This window comes from Bacillus mycoides, from assembly GCF_018742245.1.
Lineage (GTDB): Bacteria > Bacillota > Bacilli > Bacillales > Bacillaceae_G > Bacillus_A > Bacillus_A cereus_U.
The window spans coordinates 982,767-997,926 of sequence record NZ_CP036132.1 but is presented as its reverse complement, the minus strand read 5'-3'; the positions used below and the strand labels follow the sequence as shown (position 1 = coordinate 997,926).

Below are 15,160 nucleotides of genomic sequence, written 5' to 3'. Positions count from 1 at the left end.
GCATATTCTATTGATTTATGACAAAATAGTTATAAGATTCTGATTTTAATTATTGGAGGGAATTTTCATGGGAGTATACGTTCTAACAGTCTTTGAAAAAGATGGTTCAAAAGCATTAGATGAATCATTCGAGGCGGCAACTGAAAAAGAAGCGAAAGCAAAAGGTGAATCTATTTTACAAGAAAAAGGATTGTACGAAAAAACACATCGCTGCACATCTACTGCAGGCAAGCTCGTTTTATTCCAGCGTTAAAAAAAGAAGCGTCATCCGCTTCTTTTTCACTCTACTATATCTTCGTCACACCACGTAAACACCACATCTAGAATGCGATTACCGATACGTACGCGCTTATTCCATTTTCCTGTTTGGATCTGATGTTGCAATTCCGCTTTCATCTTTTCCGTCCAGTCGTGAATCGTTTCACTACCGCCGTACGGATATACGCTCGGAAACTCTTCCTGCAGAAGATGTAAGCTCTCTGCATCAAAATGAAAATGGAAGAAGTAGTTTGCTGTAAGCGATGGTTCTTGCAATCGTAAAAAATGATCATCAACTTGCTTTCTATTTCTATAGAAAGTAAAGATATTCACTTTACCGCTCGTAATTTGGTCAATTTGAATTTCGTGCTTCTCTATAATCACGTCTTGCCCACCTCGTTGTATACTACCTTTAGTATATATGTCTTTTGCAACAAAGTTAACCATTTTCGCGCGAAATTCATTTCCTTCATTATATTACCTGTACCTCCAAGTACAATCAGGACAAATAAAAAAAGTTGAAGGGGAGCGATCACATGTATTTCGGAAGCAAAGGTTGGTATGTAAAAGAACTTAAAAAATTAGGTATTCGTACTTATGAAGGTAAAAAACTAGAATCTTATCGTACGCATATTTTATCTAGTTTACTTGAGAGAATGAAGAAAGCTTCGGCTTAATAGAAAAAGGAAGCAACAATTTGTTGCTTCCTTTCATTTTTATTTAGAAAATAAAAACTGGAATCATTATAAATTAACAATCTACCTTTACTATTATACTCTCTTGATAAAAACCACCTAATATCGACTGAACTTTTATTATCAAATACTCTTCCAGATGATTATTCGTATATATTTTAAATTCTCCATACTCATTAACCCGTCCACTTCCAATAAGCATATCGCCGCTCGTTATGACAATTGTTGAATAAGGTTCCGCATGACCCGATACATAATTATCACCATATTTCACAAAATCTATCGTTATTTCCTCATGAATATTACTAACTGAATCTATACATTTCTTTTCATACAAATTAGCATTTAGTTCTTCGGCCCTCGAAAGCGCTCGATTCCTGCTAACCTTTTCTGAAGAGAAAGCAAAACTCCCCAGCCAACTAAACCTATAAAATGTAGTAATAGGTAGAAACATCTGTGTTAACTCCCCCATTTCTTATCAACTGCAATCTTTGAATGAATTTACAGCAATACGTTCTATGTTGGGATAAAAGAAAACGTCTGTAATTGTACTGTTCTTAAATCTCTCATACTTTCTGAAGCATAACATGAGAAAGAAATAAAAAAATCGTACAAAAGGGCAAGCCTATAATGTACGATTGGGCATATATAATGTTTTAAAAATGAATTAACTTCCTTTCAATAGACACAGCTACTGCTTCTGACCGTGAGTTAACGCCTAATTTATTGTATATATTTGTTAAATGCGCTTTTACCGTTCGCTCAGCTATCCCCATATCAAATGCAATTTCTTTATTCTTATATCCGCGCGCAATAGCTTTCAACACAAACAATTCTTTTTCTGTTAAGTTGTTCCCTTCAACCTTATCAGCATGTATTTCTTTCCTTTTATAGTTCACAATCTTTTCCATAATATTTGGTTGTAGTAAAATCTCACCTCGAATAGCCGCTTCCAACGTTCGAAATAAATTCTCACGATCCGTATCTTTTAGCAAATATCCTTTTGCTCCTAGCTCAATTCCCTTTAACATTAATTCATCTTCGTTATAAGTAGTTAATATAATAATCGGCGTATGATTTTGTTTTTTATTCAAAGCCTCAATCGTTTCTAAACCACTCATTTTAGGCATATTTAAATCCATTAAAATAACATCGGGTTTCTTTTTTTCTATGAAAGAAAGGGCTTCTTCTCCATTTGCAGCCTCGCCTATAATTTGAAATGAATCACTCGTTTCTATTATTAATTTCAGACCTTCTCTTACAACGAAATGATCATCCACAATTAATACGTTATACTTCATGGCTATCTCCTTCTTTATTTATAGGCACTTGAATATACACTTTCGTACCCTTCATCTTTTCACTCAATATATGTATTTCTCCCTTAATCAATCGAACACGCTCATTTAAGCCAATTAAACCATAGTGTCCAGGATTCTTACCGATATATCCAGTGTCAAAACCAATTCCATTATCTTCAACTTCAATAGTAAGCTTTTCAATGTCAGCGATATATTCAACTTTTAAATTTACATCTGTTGCCTGCGAATGTTTTGCGATATTCGTTAAACATTCACTAATTACATATAAACAGTGCTCCTTTACTAAGCTTGAAATATGCGGGGGGCTTTGAATAGTAAATCTCACATGTATAGACGTAGCCTCAGAAAAACGTTGAATCTCTTCCTCTACTGCTTCATTAAATGAATTGGTAGTATGACGCAAATCATCAATAACCAACCTTGCATCATGTAAAGTTTGTCTCGCTCTTACCATAGTTTGTTTCATAATCTCTTGAGATCGTCCTGTATTCCCTTTTTGCATATGGGCATCTATTGCTTCCAATTGCATAATTAAGCTCGCTACACCTTGCGCTAACGTATCATGTAAATCTCTTGCCATTCGCTGCCTTTCATTAGCTAATGTCAATTCTTCCACTCTCATATATGCAGACTCTAACTCTTGAATGTAGCTCTGTATACGATTACGTGCATCAAATTGCTGCTTATTAATATAGGAAAAAGGAATAATAATTGCTAATACTAAAAGGAACATGGAGATAAGAATAGCTACTTTATTCACACCATAATTGATACTGATTGCAGTACAAAATATGGCATACATAAGAGTAAAAACTGCCATTACTTTAAATATATTGTTATAAACATATAGACTTTGGGCAATTAAAATAGGGGGTAATCCAACAAAAATAGCTATTGAACCATTTGGTACAATAAATGCAGCGAGAAACACAATGAAGAGTTGTACAAAAAAGAAATACAACAATTGCCTATTCTTTAATGAACTCGCATACCAATGAAAAATAGTATGAATAACAATGACTATTGTAAAGAAGAAACTATCCATAGAGAGAATATTATTCCGAAATTCTAAAAGCATTGAAGCTATATATACGAGTATAATCCATAAAACAATAAACCTTCTTGGAATAAATACCGCTTCCAATACATTTGTATCCAAATCTATATTTGAATTTATTTTTTTCATATCCGACCTCCACCATTACATTATACTATACAAGATGCGACTTATATTTTGATAGGTTACTGATTCCTCATTACCGAATACAAATATGAAATATTGCATATCGAAATGCATTGATGTATTTGTAAACGCTTACTATAATGAGGGTATAAAGATTCATTACATCTTACTATTAAAAAAAGGGGGCAATCATATGGAAATCGCAATGGCAGTTTTAAAATTCGTAGGTGGAGTAATTCCATTGGTTCAAGAACTTTTAAAAGCATTCATGTAAGGTTATCATTCAGCAATTATCTATAAGAATTATCATGCAAATGATCTGTATATCAAAACAAATTGATACACAGATCATTTGTGTGAGTAAACTTTAAACGAGAGCTATGTATCCTAATAGAACAATAATGATACATCTATCTCAAGTCGGAAAAAGGCGCTCACAAGGGCGTCTTTTTATTATATTACTATGTACCTAATAACTTATTCAGAAAATCAATTCTACAATTCATACAATGCTACATAATTCATGTATCTTTTTGAAATTTGCACAATAAAAATCCCCTCAAAGCATAAACTCCAAGGGTCGAGCCTATTTTTCATTAAATTTTGTACATACAGCAGTACCTTTTTCTACGATTTTATCAGATGTATAAACGACGACTTTCTGTTCCCTTTTATTTAGTGCTAATGAAATAATCATTTAAACCAAAAATGCTATAATTAATCCAATCACACTAAGGGGGACCATTTATTTTGCGCGGAAAATGCATTCAATTTCATGAGTTTGGCAATCCGAAAGATGTGTTACAGGTTGAATATAAAAATATAGAACCACCGAAAGATAATGAAGTGCTAGTTCGCATGTTAGCAAGACCTATAAATCCATCTGACTTAATTCCAGTAACCGGAGCGTATGCACATAGAATTCCGTTACCTAACATACCTGGTTACGAAGGTGTTGGTATTGTAGAAAATGTAGGAGCTTTTGTTTCTAGAGACCTTATCGGTAAACGCGTTTTACCTTTACGCGGGGAAGGTACTTGGCAAGAATTTGTTACAACATCGGCTGACTTCGTGGTCCCTATTCCTGATTCTATTGATGATTTCACAGCAGCACAAATGTATATTAATCCCCTTACAGCGTGGGTTACGTGTACAGAAACGCTAAACTTAAAGCGAGATAGCGTTTTATTAGTGAATGCTTGTGGATCCGCTATTGGACACCTTTTTGTTCAATTATCACAAATTTTAAACTTCCGATTAATTGCAGTGACTAGAAATAGTAAACATACAGAAGAATTACTTCAGCTTGGTGCCCATCATGTAATAGATACTTCCACTACCCCGCTTTATGAGACAGTTATGGAATTAACAAACGGGATAGGTGCAGATGCTGCAATTGATTCTATTGGAGGATCCGATGGAAATGAATTAGCTTTTTCTTTACGTCCAAACGGGCACTTTTTAACTATAGGCCTTCTATCAGGAATACAAGTAAACTGGGCAGAGATTGTCACGAAAGCAAAAGTGCATGCTAACATATTTCATTTACGACATTGGAATAAAGAAGTGTCCGCATATAAATGGCAAGAAACGTTTCGTCACTTAATTCGCTTAGTAGAAGATAAACAATTACGTTTTATGACGGTACATTCTACGTATGACTTAGCAGATTTGAAAACTGCGATTGATGTCGTTCAGTCTGCTGAAAAAACAAAAGGGAAAGTATTTTTGACGAGTTATTAAATTCTTTTTGATTAATCTTTTAAATAGACTAAATTAATCCGTGGATAGTACGTTTAATGAAAAATAATTGTAAATTTATGGTATAGTTTAATTGAAAAGTGAAAGGAGATTCTAACATGTGGTTAATTACAGCAATTGCACCTGTTGTAATAGTTGGAGGAATTGTATTATATGTAATTGCTAGAATGAAACATAAATATACTCAAGGAAAATTAGGTAAGAAAAAATCAAAAGAAGCTCAAAATTTATTAGATAGTTTAATACCAATGGGAATGCTTTTTGGCTGTACTATCGGTTTGATTTTCGGCATATTTTTCCCGGATTCTTTACTGCTTGCACTTAGTTTAGGAGCTGGAATAGGCTATTTATTTGGATTTTTTGCTTATGAAATTTATAGCAAGACAGGAAACGATTTTTCATAATCTAAAAACAAACACAATTGTGGAATAAGCGCGGACAGTACATATGAGTCATATAAAATATGTGCTGTCCTTTCATTTATTCATCAACGTTATCCCCTCCCGCTCCAACTATCTAAAAAATAACATTGTCAACAGAACTTAAATTGGTTATCATAAAAGCGAATATAACAGGAGATGAGCAGATGAATATAAACGAAAAGAAATCTTTTTCAAAAGTTTCTCGACGGAAATTAGTCGATGAAGTGTTGGAACGTTTACAAGAAAAAATCTTTTCTGGCGAGTATGAAGTTGGTGATCGCCTCCCTACAGAGCCGCAATTAATGGAAGAGTTAGGTGTAGGGCGTTCGACGCTGCGAGAAAGCATAAAGATATTAGTACATGCCGGCATCTTAGAAGTTCGACAAGGACAAGGTACTCGTATTGTCTCACTAAATACAACACAGGATTCATTTGAAAAACGATTGCAAACAGCTAATATTAATCATGTATATGAAGCACGAAATATGTTGGATAAAGAAGTAGCGATGTTAGCGGCACAGCGCCGAAGTGAAGAGGACCTTTTATACTTAAAAGGACATTTGAATAAAAGAAAAAATGCCCTTCAAGAAGGAAATTATGTAGCATACATAGACGCAGATATTCAGTTTCATCTAGCAATTGCAAAGGCGAGCAAAAACGAAGTTCTACTTGATTTATATCAATCTTTCGTACCTGCCCTTCGCCACATTTTAAGCCAATTAATATTAAATACAGTGAACTATGAAGATAACTCTGACATTCATGAAAAGTTATTCCAAGCTATTTTTAAACAAAATGCCGAAGAGGCACGAACATACGCCGTTCAAAATTTGGAGCTGAAATAAGCTCCTTATATATTACACTCAAACATCAGATGATATACTGAATAACATCTGATGTTTAAGAGGGGAGAAAATTAAATTGAAACATCAAGGACGAACTTATTTGTATATACTAGCACTATTTTTTGTTTCTATTAATTTACGTATCGGAATTACATCTGTTTCACCTTTATTAGAAACAATCCGACAAGACTTAAATATAAGCAATTTTTCCGTTAGTTTTTTAACAGCCATTCCTGTTTTTTGTATGGGGACATTCGCCTTACTGACTGGGAAGGTAATTAAAAAATATGGGGCAGAAAAAGCAATTATGGCTTGTCTTATTTTAATTGGCTTTGCTACATGTATGAGGGCTTTTACCTCTTCCATTTCCACATTATTCGCGAGCTCTTTATTTATCGGCATTGGAATTGCACTTGCAGGTCCGTTACTATCAGGTTTTATTAAAGAAAAATTCCCTACGAAAATCGGCTTAATGATTGGAATATATTCAGTAGGCATGGGAACTGGCGCTTCTTTAAGTTCAGGATTAACGATTCCTTTACAACATGTATTAAAAGACGATTGGAATATGGCACTCGCTTTTTGGGGTGTACTTACTATTATCGCTATTATATTTTGGTATCCGGTTATGAAACGAAAAAAGAATACGAGTACACAAGATAAAAAGAATAATAGTTTACCTTTAAGAAATAAAAAAGCATGGTTGTTCACAATCTTTTTCGGACTACAATCAGGAATCTTTTACTCCATTACAACTTGGCTTGCGCCCGCAAATCAAAATATGGGCGTCAGTAGCGAACAAGCTGGTACTCTCATAACTGTATTTACAGTTATTCAAATGATATGTAGCTTTTTAATTCCAACATTAGCGGATATTTATAAAAACCGAGCACTTTGGTTATTAGGGAGTATATGCTTCGTACTCGTAGGTTTATCGCTTATGATTTACCCACTAACTACACCATGGATCCCTTCTATTTTACTAGGTATCGGGCTCGGCGGCGTATTCCCACTCGCTCTTATGCTACCGCTATATGAAACAAAAACTTCAGAAGATGCGAGTGCATGGACTGCTATGATGCAGTCCGGAGGGTACATTATGGGCGGATTTATTCCTGTCTTAGCAGGAATCGCTCGTGATTATTTTGATGGTTATACGCAAGTTTTTATTATAATGGCACTTTTAAGCTTAATTTTGTTCATTTTAACTTTAGTCATGAACAAAAAGAAAGTAGAAGCAAAAGATCTTATAGCTTAAATAAAAAGAATGAGCTTTTTCCTAAAGGATCAAGCTCATTCTTTTTACTTCTACTACTTGAAAACAAAAAAAGCCCCTCAAAGCATACGCTTCAAGGGGTGAGCCTGTTTTTTATTTAATTATATACGTACAGCTGTACCACTTACAGCAACCATTAACATTCCATCGCGAACAACTTCATAATCTACGTCAATACCAACGATAGCGTTCGCACCTTTTTGTTTTGCAATTTCTTTCATTTCTCCCATTGCAATATCACGAGCTTCTTTTAGCTTGCTTTCATAAGCACCAGCACGACCTCCGACAACATCACGAACTGAAGCAAATAAATCACGAACAATATTTGCACCCATAATAGCTTCACCATTTACAATATCAATATACTCAATAATTTCTTTACCTTGGATTCCAGACGTTGTTGTTACAATCATGACTGACACTCTCCTAATAACTTATAGTTTTTTGATTAGCTTTCTTATGTCTTTATTATGACATGGAAAAAGTAACGAATCTATTGAATTACCTTACATGAATGTGACAATTTTGTAAGGATGAGATATTATTTTACCTTTCCCCTTACAATAACTACCTAAATTAACAGAATATTGTTATAATTAAATTAGAGGAGGAGATAAAATGAAAAAAATCACTTATATATGTGCTCTAAGTGTTCTATCTTTCACTTTAATAGGTTGTACAAGCACTTCTACTACAAATAATACTCCAAAAACTAAGCAAGAAAATACGAAAAATACCATTCAATTAAACTCTGCAGACATTACAAACATTGAGATGCTTAGAACATCAAGTAATACTAGTTCCAAATCTCAAACAGATAACGAAAAAATGATACAATCTATCGTTTCGGCAGTTCAAAATGGAACACCTAAAACAATCACACTAGATCAAAAAAAGAGGGCATCTGCGCATTCTACTATAACCGTTACATATAAAGATGACTCAAAAGAAGAATTTCTTGTGTGGGTTGATAATACGGAGCAAATTACGATCGCTAAAGATGAAAAGAAAGATAAAGTAGAAGGTGTGACATTGAACATTGAAGGCGCTAAAATGATGAAGGATTTCTTTAAAAGCTAAAAAAGATCCCCTTCAGCTTGATAGGTATGTGGCGAGACCCCCTATCATTAAACTTGAGATGGTTCAAATCGGAGAAAGACACCTTAAAAGGTGTCTTTTCTTTATTTTCAAAAGGACCTGCTCAATTCATGCGTAAAAACATAAAGTAAATTGAATCCGTTAAAATACATGAGTGACCTCTTGTTTTCTCCTCTTATCTAAAGGAGGAACTGTTATGGGCTTTGGTGGTAGTTGTAGTAGTTGTGGCGGCGGCTTTGCTTTATTAGTTGTATTATTTATTTTATTAATCATAGTTGGAGCTTCTTGCTTCTGCTAAAGAACTATCGGAAAAGACACTCATGTGAGTGTCTTTTCTTCATGAAAAAATGCCCAAAATCGCAAAAAACTTTACCTTCGCAAGCGTTAATACCAAAACGAAACCAACTGTACCATTTTAAATAGCACAATTGGTTTCGTTTCTATTATTTAGTAGCTTAATTATTTTCGTTTTATTGTTTTTCCTTTTTTAACTTTTTAATTTTTTCCTTTAAGTCATTTGTTTTTATGAATTTTTCTTTAAAATCTTTATTTTGCGGACTCACAGTATCTGTATTTTCATCCACTGGAAATCTCCCTTGGAAATCACCACTAGTTACATATTGACAACTAATTGGGCCTTTATATTTTTCCAAAAAAAGAATTACTTTTTTATTTTCTTTTATAACAGGAGCATTCTCAAAAACTACTTCAAATTGTTGGCCATCTTTCATTGATTGCTCCGTATCAAATGTCTTTTTATTTTTTGGATCGGACTTATATTCGAAAACTCCACCAGTTTGAAGAACCGTTATTTTATCGCCTACTTTAAGCTTATCATTACTTTCTAATACATCTGTGACAACAACTGTTGAAATGGTAAAATATACTTCGTTATATATAATATATTTATTTTTAACTATATTCCCTTCAATTGCAGAGGAGCTGTCATTTACCAAAGTGGATGTGTCGTCATAGTATTTCACCATTTTTCCACCCATATTAATTATAGGAAAATCATTTGACTGGGAGTTATTTGCTACCTCAGCAGTTTTTATCTGAGTTTTATTTACCGTTGCATCGGTTTTACTATTAAACTGAGAACATCCAGAAGCCAATAATACAACTGTTGTTATTATAGAAAATGGAATATATTTTTTCATTTTAAGGTCCTCCTATTAATTATTATGGGTACATCCTTGTAATTTCATCTAAATCAGCTTTACTTGGCGCAAGTACTTGCGGCCATTTATCACGCATTACACTTGTACTAATATCGTTATGAGCAAGACCAAAAGCATGCCCTATTTCATGAGAAACAACACGTTCAGGGTTGGTATCGTAGTTTTGCATATCTGCATAGTAGTAATCGTTCATATTAATCTTAGCCCAACTCCAATCACCTGTTGGTGTTCCGGACCATGAGTTTAGTTTGGTACTGGATTAGCCGGAAAACTGTATAAAGTCCTGCATGCCCTTAGCGTATTTTTTCCGAAATGCTGGCGATACCCTATCTCCAGCAAGCTAAGATTTTAAAATATCCCAAAATAAAAAAATGAGCTAAATCCCCCTAAATAGCTATATAGAGATAAAGTTGTTATTACAACATATTTTCCACTTTCAACTTAGTTGTCATTAGAATGTTTTTCTACAAAATCAAGAATCCTGGCATTAACTTCGTTAGAGAACTCACCATTGATTGCGTGAGATGCATTTTTCCAGTTAACTATATCGATATCTTTAACGTATTTTTTCCCAGTTTCAACTGCTTTTACTGAATTGTGCATTGTACTTTTTTCAGCCATTAATGCAAGTATTGGAATATTGATATTTTTTAAGTCTTCTTTACTAAATAGATCAGGTGCTGGCGTTTTAAGTTTATAGTTACGCATACCCGACTCGATTAACTTAGCGATAGGCTCATCGTCATTTGTTTCTGCTCCTCCGGATACATAGCTTAACATCTTTTGTCTTATAAACTTAGGTACAATAGGGACCGAAGCTGGAATAGATGCAAGAATCATCTTTATGGACATTTGCGCAAATACAAAGACTGGGTCCAATAAACTAGCCGTAGCAATATGCTCTGGATTATATCTGGCCAAATTCATTGTTGTCCAACCACCAATTGAGACACCCACGATATGCACTTTTTCTAAACCTAATCCTTCAATTACTTCATTTAACCATTCTGCTTGTTGTTTTTGGTTTTCAATCACCTTAGTTTGCACACTCATTCCAGGTTCACCGAGTAAATCTATCGTGTAAACAGGTCTTTTCTCCCTTAGCCCTTCTAAATTGGGTACCCACATTGGAGTAGATGCACCACGTCCAGGGAGTAAGAGTATTGGTTCCTTATGTTTGTTTTCCTCTTTAGTAAAGTAATAAGCACGAATTGTGCCGTATTTAGTTTTTATATCTTTCGTATCGTTAGGTTTTGGAAGAAGTGCCATTGATTCATCGTAGGCAATTTGAAAGTCTTCCTTTCCTTTTTCAGATGTAAAGTGACCAATCTTATTATCATCTCTCTTCATTTGAATTCCTCCTTTCTACAAATATATTGATGAACTTTATCAATATATTCATGGCAATAATCCATTGAAAATTTATCTTCTTTAAGCCAAAACTCTCATTTAGAAAAAAGAAAAGACACCCTAAGGTGCCTTCCTCCGACTTGAACCATCTTAATTTTAATAATATGTATTGGACTCCCATCACTATCAAGCTAAGAAAATACAACTACCCCAGAACGAGATTGTATCCTAACTTGTAATAAAAAAATTCATTTCTTCGTTTTGGGGTAATTCTAAACTTTTAAGTTGATGGGCATGGGGCACGCTCTATAAAGCAGATTTTTTTGACCGGCGTAACATATCAATAAAATTTATACTGTATATCTTACATATTAAGCCAAAGGAATTAGTAAGTGATTATCGTGAAGGAGAAGCCGCAGTGGAAGTACTGGTGAGGTTTTTTACTAAACTACACATAGGTAGAAAAGTAGATATATATACTTCTCTACCTATCTTAATGTTACTTGATAAGTACTTGTTTTAATTATATATACAAGGAAATTAAACCGGCTATAACAATCAATGGAAAGATTACTGCCAGTTTATTTTTTAGAGGGACACGTTTGTCTGGGACTCCTGGATGGATAACAAAAGCAAGTAAACCACGATTCCTATTAACGCAGCAAAAATCTTCTTTTTGTCCATTACTAATCCTCCAAAATATAAAATTTCAAAAGTTATCATAACAGATGCAGTTATGTTCCGTTATCACATTATGTCGAATCAAAATAATAAAAAAGCATCTGAAACAGATGCTTTTTCTCATTCTCAATACATAAACGTAATCGTCACCAAAGAATACCCTTCTTTTGCATTATACGGCTCCGCTTTATAAGAAACACGGTTCGCGCCTTGCGGGAAACGAATTTCTCCAATTGCCTTCTTCACATCTTGCAGTGCGCCGTCCATTGATTGCTTATACAGAATTTCAATCTTTTCAGGCTTTGCACTATAGCGCTGCTGCATTTTACTTTTTAATTCGTTATAGTTATTCGCAACGTATTCATTTCCTAAATAATTTAACTTTGTATCTTTTAATATTTGTCCGTATGCAGCTGATTTCGAGCTACCCCCTGCAATTTTATTTGTAAGTGTATCATAATAATTTGTTGTAGCCTGCGGATAGTCCCCGCGGTTCCACTCGTGATTTCTTGCAATTTGTTCATCTGATAAGTTGAAATAAGAATATGTTACTCGCCCTTGTTCATCTGGCACAGGATCATCGAATGTTGTATCAAGATGGTACCATTTGTTATCGATTTTAACTAAATTCCAAGCATGAGGCTGACCGTCTCCAGTTCCTACTACAAAGTGATTCTCAATTCCAGCTTCTTTTAATAATTGATAGGTTAATAGTGTGTAACCTTGGCAAACGGCAGAACGATTCACGAGTGCCTCATATGCTGTATACGCTTTATAAGACGTATCGTAAGAAACATGTTTTACTACGTAATCATGAACCGCCTTCACTTTTTCATGATCATCCATACCGACTTGAATAATAGAAGAAACGATCGCTTTCGCTTCTTTCATCACATACTCGGTTTGTTCTTTCGTTTCGCGATATGTAATATGTAGCGTAAACGTATAATTCCCGGGCGATCCAGATAGTGAGTATGAAACATTCGATCTATTATAATTTGTATACTCATTTTTATTTGCGACTTCTTTATATGCGTTAAAAAGTGTATTCATAACTTCTTCTTTATTACTATTTTTCGTTTTATATGGAAGTGTAATATTCGTTTCGTATGTATTAATACGCTTTTGTACTTCGTCTTTAAACGCTGTTAATAATGCCGCATCTCCTGTATCCTTTACATCAGTATTTTTATATTTCAAAGTTTTATATAAAAACTGTGCATACTGTTCACGTGTTACTGTGCCATATGGTTCAAATTCCCCGTTGCCTGTACCATCTGCGATTCCGTTTGATTGCACCGCACTAATCGCATTTTCTGCCCAAAATGGACTTGGAACATCATTAAATGTATGTTTTTGTTTAGCAGCAAGATGAAAAGCATTTGTAAGAATTTGTGCCATTTCCGCACGACTCACAGAAGCTTTAGGTCTAAATCGGCCATTTTCATCACCTTTAAAAACCCCTAAATTCGTTAAAGTTAATACCTCTTCTGGAAACATTGTAGAATCTCGATTAATATCACCGTAAGGATTTTTAAACGTAGAGCCATCTTTTAATACATAACGAGTTCCATCATTACTAAACGAACCGCCTTGCTTATTCGGCACTAGCACTCGATAAATTAAAGCTGCAACTTGCTCCCTCGTCGCAACATCCCCAAAGCCAAATATCCCATTTCCATAACCTGAAATAATATTTTTGCTCGCTAAATCTTTAATCGCCGGATACGACCAATGCGATGTAGGCACATCAGAAAAAACGCCCGCTTCAGCAGCTTTCACATCACTGCCATTTGTATATAATAAAGCGCCACCTATTAGTGATAATGATGTAATTGATTTTAATAGTTTTGTGTACATAATGCCTTCTCCCAATACGTCTTCTATTTTTTGTTATTTTTTGTCGGAAAATCTAAAAAAATATAACAAAACACATTATACAATTAAAAGTTTTCGGAGGATATACTGAATTTCAAAATATGCAAAAATTCATATTACTATAGTGGTTCGTACTAATATTATGCTATTTTACTTACGAATATATAAATAAAAAGAAAAAGAAAAACACGAATGTAACATTGTTAATATACATATCGCTTTTTGAGCTTTTATTTCGCCAAAATGTAGCCTAAAAAACAATACTATCTCCATTAAAATCGCAATATAATCCTGAGAACATACCTTTTAACATGATTCATTGTATGATCGCCAATTTCATATCCTTTATTTAAAACAGTTTTTACAAATTGTAATTATTGGAATCCACTTCATACCTCCATGCAATATTCTTTGGAACTTTTGGATACATTAAATATGCATAGCATTGTAGTTTACATATATTTCACTTTTGTATTTTTGAACCAAGTATTAGGAGGGTATTTATGATGAAAAGCTGTACAGCATTCCTTATTATTGATGTACAGGTAGGTTCATTTGAGGAGAGAAAAGTCCTATATAATAGAACGGAATTATTAAGAGTTATTCAATTATTGATTTCTAAAGCACGTTCTGCTTCAGCCCCTATTTTTTATATGAAGTTTAACGGGAAGTCTGGTTCCTCGCTTAGACAAGGGACACCTGGATGGGAAATTCATAAATCAATTGCTCCAGCAACAGGAGATGTCGTTCTTGAAAAGAATCATCCGGATTCTTTTCATAAAACGAGTCTTCAACAAGAGCTGGAAATGAGAAATATAAACCGAGTTGTTATAGCAGGAATTCAATCTGAAATTTGCATAGATGCAACATGCCGGCGTGCATACAGCTTAGGATATGACGTTACTCTTGTAAAAAATGGACATAGTACATATAATTCTACAGTATTATCGGCGTCTCAAATTATTAAGCATCATAACGAGATAATAGGTCAATGGTTTGCTTGTGTGAAAAATTCCGAAAGTATAGAGTTTTAATTCCATTTCCATATTTGATAGTCTATATATTTTTTACTATAGTCTCTTTCACTTTCAACGAATTGCTTTCCAATGAACTGGTTCCTAAACTGCCCTGTTTCCACAATAAGAAGAGAGCTGCCCATAGGTCAGTTTCACCGACTTATGAGGCAGCTCCCTCTTAATTTCACCTTATT

At 34.2% G+C, this 15,160-nt stretch carries 19 protein-coding genes; 10 read left to right on the top strand and 9 right to left on the bottom strand.

All coding sequences use genetic code 11. The annotated features are described in order from the left end of the window. Positions 1-67: 67 nt before the first annotated feature. Complete coding sequence (locus EXW56_RS05100; RefSeq protein ID WP_000539552.1) at positions 68-253, top strand: YhzD family protein; 186 nt, start codon at positions 68-70, stop codon at positions 251-253. Positions 254-279: 26 nt separating this feature from the next. On the opposite strand, the gene EXW56_RS05095 is transcribed toward EXW56_RS05100, so the two are convergent. After that, positions 280-642: a hypothetical protein gene (locus tag EXW56_RS05095; protein WP_033716771.1), complete on the bottom strand. Its 363-nt coding sequence runs from the start codon at positions 640-642 to the stop codon at positions 280-282. Between the two features lie 152 nt (positions 643-794). On the opposite strand from EXW56_RS05095, the gene EXW56_RS05090 reads away from it, so the two are divergent. Continuing rightward, the gene (locus EXW56_RS05090; protein ID WP_000273535.1) at positions 795-935 is read left to right on the top strand and encodes a YflJ family protein; all 141 of its coding nucleotides are present in this window, start codon (positions 795-797) and stop codon (positions 933-935) included. A gap of 73 nt (positions 936-1,008) precedes the next feature. On the opposite strand, the gene EXW56_RS05085 is transcribed toward EXW56_RS05090, so the two are convergent. The 3 genes from EXW56_RS05085 to EXW56_RS05075 form a co-directional block, all read right to left on the bottom strand. After that, positions 1,009-1,407 (bottom strand): Ig-like domain-containing protein, encoded by a 399-nt coding sequence (locus EXW56_RS05085; RefSeq protein ID WP_215558088.1) that lies wholly within the window; start codon positions 1,405-1,407, stop codon positions 1,009-1,011. A gap of 202 nt (positions 1,408-1,609) precedes the next feature. After that, positions 1,610-2,254: a response regulator gene (locus EXW56_RS05080; RefSeq protein WP_002201509.1), complete on the bottom strand. Its 645-nt coding sequence runs from the start codon at positions 2,252-2,254 to the stop codon at positions 1,610-1,612. Next, complete coding sequence (locus EXW56_RS05075) at positions 2,244-3,461, bottom strand: sensor histidine kinase (RefSeq protein WP_002201510.1); 1,218 nt, start codon at positions 3,459-3,461, stop codon at positions 2,244-2,246. Before EXW56_RS05075 ends, EXW56_RS05080 begins: the two co-directional genes overlap by 11 nt. An 85-nt stretch (positions 3,462-3,546) precedes the next feature. On the opposite strand from EXW56_RS05075, the gene EXW56_RS27920 reads away from it, so the two are divergent. The 5 genes from EXW56_RS27920 to EXW56_RS05055 all read left to right on the top strand — a co-directional run bounded on the left by EXW56_RS27920 (position 3,547) and on the right by EXW56_RS05055 (position 7,744). Then, positions 3,547-3,732: a hypothetical protein gene (locus EXW56_RS27920; RefSeq protein WP_002030171.1), complete on the top strand. Its 186-nt coding sequence runs from the start codon at positions 3,547-3,549 to the stop codon at positions 3,730-3,732. A gap of 476 nt (positions 3,733-4,208) precedes the next feature. Beyond that, positions 4,209-5,201: a zinc-dependent alcohol dehydrogenase family protein gene (locus tag EXW56_RS05070; RefSeq protein ID WP_215558087.1), complete on the top strand. Its 993-nt coding sequence runs from the start codon at positions 4,209-4,211 to the stop codon at positions 5,199-5,201. A gap of 116 nt (positions 5,202-5,317) precedes the next feature. Then, positions 5,318-5,623, top strand: coding sequence for a hypothetical protein (locus EXW56_RS05065; RefSeq protein ID WP_002201512.1), 306 nt, complete (start codon positions 5,318-5,320; stop codon positions 5,621-5,623). 182 nt (positions 5,624-5,805) lie between these two features. Further along, positions 5,806-6,486, top strand: a complete 681-nt coding sequence (locus tag EXW56_RS05060; RefSeq protein ID WP_002201513.1) for a FadR/GntR family transcriptional regulator — start codon at positions 5,806-5,808, stop codon at positions 6,484-6,486. Between the two features lie 70 nt (positions 6,487-6,556). Continuing rightward, complete coding sequence (locus EXW56_RS05055; protein ID WP_215558598.1) at positions 6,557-7,744, top strand: MFS transporter; 1,188 nt, start codon at positions 6,557-6,559, stop codon at positions 7,742-7,744. A gap of 119 nt (positions 7,745-7,863) precedes the next feature. Here EXW56_RS05055 and EXW56_RS05050 read toward each other — a convergent pair whose 3' ends face one another. Further along, the gene (locus EXW56_RS05050; protein ID WP_215558086.1) at positions 7,864-8,175 is read right to left on the bottom strand and encodes a heavy metal-binding domain-containing protein; all 312 of its coding nucleotides are present in this window, start codon (positions 8,173-8,175) and stop codon (positions 7,864-7,866) included. A 205-nt stretch (positions 8,176-8,380) separates the two neighbouring features. Between EXW56_RS05050 and EXW56_RS05045 the strand changes: the two genes are divergently transcribed. Beyond that, positions 8,381-8,842, top strand: a complete 462-nt coding sequence (locus EXW56_RS05045) for a hypothetical protein (protein ID WP_002201515.1) — start codon at positions 8,381-8,383, stop codon at positions 8,840-8,842. Between the two features lie 214 nt (positions 8,843-9,056). Beyond that, complete coding sequence (locus EXW56_RS05040) at positions 9,057-9,158, top strand: YjcZ family sporulation protein (RefSeq protein WP_000505688.1); 102 nt, start codon at positions 9,057-9,059, stop codon at positions 9,156-9,158. A gap of 172 nt (positions 9,159-9,330) precedes the next feature. On the opposite strand, the gene EXW56_RS05035 is transcribed toward EXW56_RS05040, so the two are convergent. From EXW56_RS05035 to EXW56_RS05020, 4 genes are all read right to left on the bottom strand, one after another. Then, positions 9,331-10,020, bottom strand: a complete 690-nt coding sequence (locus tag EXW56_RS05035) for a hypothetical protein (RefSeq protein WP_215558085.1) — start codon at positions 10,018-10,020, stop codon at positions 9,331-9,333. Positions 10,021-10,042: 22 nt separating this feature from the next. After that, on the bottom strand, positions 10,043-10,234 hold the full coding sequence (locus tag EXW56_RS05030; RefSeq protein ID WP_002201517.1) for a matrixin family metalloprotease: 192 nt from the start codon (positions 10,232-10,234) through the stop codon (positions 10,043-10,045). Positions 10,235-10,482: 248 nt separating this feature from the next. Next, a complete protein-coding gene (locus EXW56_RS05025) occupies positions 10,483-11,391 on the bottom strand; it encodes an alpha/beta fold hydrolase (RefSeq protein ID WP_215597261.1) in 909 nt (302 codons plus the stop codon). Positions 11,392-12,198: 807 nt separating this feature from the next. Continuing rightward, a complete protein-coding gene (locus tag EXW56_RS05020; RefSeq protein ID WP_215597260.1) occupies positions 12,199-13,932 on the bottom strand; it encodes an S-layer homology domain-containing protein in 1,734 nt (577 codons plus the stop codon). Positions 13,933-14,453: 521 nt separating this feature from the next. On the opposite strand from EXW56_RS05020, the gene EXW56_RS05015 reads away from it, so the two are divergent. Further along, entirely contained in the window at positions 14,454-14,984 is a 531-nt protein-coding gene (locus tag EXW56_RS05015; RefSeq protein ID WP_215558082.1) for a cysteine hydrolase family protein, read from the top strand. Positions 14,985-15,160 lie beyond the last annotated feature (176 nt).

What these genes read in the sequence shown, in the direction of transcription:
- EXW56_RS05100 (WP_000539552.1), top strand. Translation starts at nt 68, where the DNA reads ATGGGAGTATACGTTCTAACAGTCTTTGAAAAAGATGGTTCAAAAGCA.
- EXW56_RS05090 (WP_000273535.1), top strand. Translation starts at nt 795, where the DNA reads ATGTATTTCGGAAGCAAAGGTTGGTATGTAAAAGAACTTAAAAAATTA.
- EXW56_RS05085 (WP_215558088.1), bottom strand. Translation starts at nt 1,407, where the DNA reads ATGTTTCTACCTATTACTACATTTTATAGGTTTAGTTGGCTGGGGAGT.
- EXW56_RS05080 (WP_002201509.1), bottom strand. Translation starts at nt 2,254, where the DNA reads ATGAAGTATAACGTATTAATTGTGGATGATCATTTCGTTGTAAGAGAA.
- EXW56_RS05075 (WP_002201510.1), bottom strand. Translation starts at nt 3,461, where the DNA reads ATGAAAAAAATAAATTCAAATATAGATTTGGATACAAATGTATTGGAA.
- EXW56_RS27920 (WP_002030171.1), top strand. Translation starts at nt 3,547, where the DNA reads ATGAAATATTGCATATCGAAATGCATTGATGTATTTGTAAACGCTTAC.
- EXW56_RS05065 (WP_002201512.1), top strand. Translation starts at nt 5,318, where the DNA reads ATGTGGTTAATTACAGCAATTGCACCTGTTGTAATAGTTGGAGGAATT.
- EXW56_RS05060 (WP_002201513.1), top strand. Translation starts at nt 5,806, where the DNA reads ATGAATATAAACGAAAAGAAATCTTTTTCAAAAGTTTCTCGACGGAAA.
- EXW56_RS05050 (WP_215558086.1), bottom strand. Translation starts at nt 8,175, where the DNA reads ATGATTGTAACAACAACGTCTGGAATCCAAGGTAAAGAAATTATTGAG.
- EXW56_RS05045 (WP_002201515.1), top strand. Translation starts at nt 8,381, where the DNA reads ATGAAAAAAATCACTTATATATGTGCTCTAAGTGTTCTATCTTTCACT.
- EXW56_RS05040 (WP_000505688.1), top strand. Translation starts at nt 9,057, where the DNA reads ATGGGCTTTGGTGGTAGTTGTAGTAGTTGTGGCGGCGGCTTTGCTTTA.
- EXW56_RS05035 (WP_215558085.1), bottom strand. Translation starts at nt 10,020, where the DNA reads ATGAAAAAATATATTCCATTTTCTATAATAACAACAGTTGTATTATTG.
- EXW56_RS05030 (WP_002201517.1), bottom strand. Translation starts at nt 10,234, where the DNA reads ATGAACGATTACTACTATGCAGATATGCAAAACTACGATACCAACCCT.
- EXW56_RS05025 (WP_215597261.1), bottom strand. Translation starts at nt 11,391, where the DNA reads ATGAAGAGAGATGATAATAAGATTGGTCACTTTACATCTGAAAAAGGA.
- EXW56_RS05020 (WP_215597260.1), bottom strand. Translation starts at nt 13,932, where the DNA reads ATGTACACAAAACTATTAAAATCAATTACATCATTATCACTAATAGGT.
- EXW56_RS05015 (WP_215558082.1), top strand. Translation starts at nt 14,454, where the DNA reads ATGATGAAAAGCTGTACAGCATTCCTTATTATTGATGTACAGGTAGGT.